Genomic DNA, 1,579 nt, shown 5'->3' with positions numbered 1-1,579 from the left:
TTTTTTACGATGGCCAGCTCCTCGGCTTGTTCGGCCAACAGCCGCTTGAGCCGGGCGTTCTCGTCGGCCAGTGACTGCTCACGCTCGCTGCTGGTCTGGCTCTGCTGCTTCTTGCTGCGCCAACCGTAGAGCTGGGAAGCATGGAGGCCGAGTTGTTCGGCAGCCTTACTGACGCCGATTCGTTCGGCCAACGCCAGTGCTTCGTCCTTGTAGGCCTGGGAATGGCGGGTGCGGGTCTGTTTCATCGGGGTTGTTGGTCTTGCCATGGTTCACCTCGTTGCAGTTTATCGCTTAACGGGGTGTCCACTGCGGCTGGGCAAGATCAACCCTCTGTGGTGCCGGCTACGGCATCAAGAGCGACGAGCGCAGTAATAGCCGCAACGGCTACTGCGACCGCCTATGGCAAACCCGCGCCGGCGACGTCGAGCTGCGCACTCCCAAGCTGCGCCAGGGCAGCTACTTTCCGCCCTTCCTGGAGCCCCGGCGCACCGCCGAGAAGGCGTTGGCGGCGGTAATTCAGGAGGCCTACGTGCAAGGCGTCTCGACCCGCTCGGTCGATGAGCTGGTGCAGGCCATGGGCATGAGCGGCATCTCCAAGAGCCAGGTGTCACGCCTGGCGGCGGAGATCGATGACCGTGTGCACGCGTTTCTCGACCGGCCCATCGAGGGCGACTGGCCCTACCTATGGATCGACGCCACCTACGTCAAGGTGCGGGAGGCCGGGCGGATCGTCTCGGTCGCCGTGATAATCGCCGTGGCAGTGAACACTGACGGTGTGCGCGAAGTGCTGGGCATGCGGGTGGGACCATCGGAGGCCGAGCCCTTCTGGACGGAGTTCCTGCGCAGCCTGATGCGTCGCGGCCTGCGGGGCGTGAAGCTGGTGATCTCGGATGCCCATGAGGGGCTAAAGGCCGCCGTGTCCCGGGTACTGAAAGCGACTTGGCAGCGCTGCCGGGTGCACTTCATGCGCAACGCCCTGGCGCATGTCGGCAAGGGCCAGCGCACCATGGTGGCGGCCCTGCTGCGCACGGTGTTCGCCCAGGACAATGAGGCCGAGGCGCGGCGCCAATGGCGGGCGGTGGCCGATCAGTTGCGCGAGCGTTTCCCGAAGATCGCCCAGTTGATGGACGGCTGCGAAGACGAGGTGCTGGCCCATATGGGGTTTCCCAAGGCACACCGACAGCAGATCCACAGCACCAACCCGTTGGAGCGCCTGAACGCCGAGATCAAGCGGCGCACCGACGTGGTGGGTATCTTCCCCAACGACGCGGCCATCGTCCGGCTGGTCGGGGCAATGCTGCTGGAACAGAACGACGAATGGAGTCTGCAACGGCGCTACATGCAGCTTGAGGGGCTGCAATCGCTCAGTGACAATCAATCTGCTCGGCTGTCCGCTGTGATCAGCAGAGTCCCCCGCAGACTCGACTGCCAGAGCCACGGGCAGTTACACCACTTCCCGGGACACAATCCTCCAGAACAATCGGGAGCACAGCATCGGCGGGTGTGCAGCTTATTGGCAGATGGGGTTTATGAAGCGCTTACGACTCTTGATCCCTCGGCTGCTGAAAATTTTCCGCTC

The 1,579-nt window shown here is 63.6% G+C and carries 1 protein-coding gene and 1 pseudogene; one reads left to right on the top strand and one right to left on the bottom strand.

What is annotated here, in order from left to right; translation table 11 throughout:
• Nucleotides 1-266 (bottom strand): transposase (locus E5198_RS13770; RefSeq protein WP_168772530.1); only part of this gene is annotated, 266 nt, incomplete at its 3' end.
• Between the two features lie 68 nt (nucleotides 267-334).
• Between E5198_RS13770 and E5198_RS13765 the strand changes: the two are divergent.
• Nucleotides 335-1,399: pseudogene (locus E5198_RS13765) on the top strand (IS256 family transposase); the annotation flags it as partial.
• Nucleotides 1,400-1,579 lie beyond the last annotated feature (180 nt).

It is taken from the genome of Pseudomonas sp. A-1 (assembly GCF_004801855.1).
Taxonomy (GTDB): Bacteria; Pseudomonadota; Gammaproteobacteria; order Pseudomonadales; family Pseudomonadaceae; genus Geopseudomonas.
This window is presented reverse-complemented; position numbering and strand designations above follow the sequence as displayed.